Below are 602 nucleotides of genomic sequence, written 5' to 3' on the forward strand. Positions count from 1 at the left end.
TCCAACGTTCTGGACAAAGTGGCACTGGTTTACGGTCAGATGAACGAGCCGCCGGGTAACCGTCTGCGTGTAGCTCTGACCGGCCTGACCATGGCCGAGAAGTTCCGTGACGAAGGTAACGACGTTCTGCTGTTCGTCGACAACATCTATCGTTACACCCTGGCCGGTACTGAAGTATCCGCACTGCTGGGCCGTATGCCTTCGGCAGTAGGTTACCAGCCGACCCTGGCTGAAGAGATGGGCGTTCTGCAAGAACGTATCACTTCGACCAAGGAAGGTTCGATCACCTCGATCCAGGCGGTATACGTACCTGCGGATGACTTGACCGACCCGTCGCCAGCGACCACCTTCGCCCACTTGGACGCCACCGTCGTTCTGTCCCGTGACATCGCTTCCCTGGGTATCTACCCGGCGGTAGATCCACTGGATTCGACCTCGCGCCAGCTGGATCCGAACGTAATCGGCCAGGACCACTACGACACCGCTCGCGGCGTTCAGTACGTTCTGCAACGTTACAAAGAGCTGAAGGACATCATCGCGATCCTGGGTATGGACGAGCTGTCGGAAGCCGACAAGCAGTTGGTAAACCGTGCTCGTAAGAT

The 602-nt window shown here is 57.6% G+C and carries 1 pseudogene; it reads left to right on the forward strand.

Annotated elements, in window-relative coordinates:
- Positions 1-602: pseudogene (locus ACIONG_RS30530) on the forward strand (F0F1 ATP synthase subunit beta); the annotation flags it as partial.

Origin of the sequence: Pseudomonas sp. NPDC087817 (assembly GCF_044742875.1) — a bacterium.
Lineage (GTDB): Bacteria > Pseudomonadota > Gammaproteobacteria > Pseudomonadales > Pseudomonadaceae > Aquipseudomonas.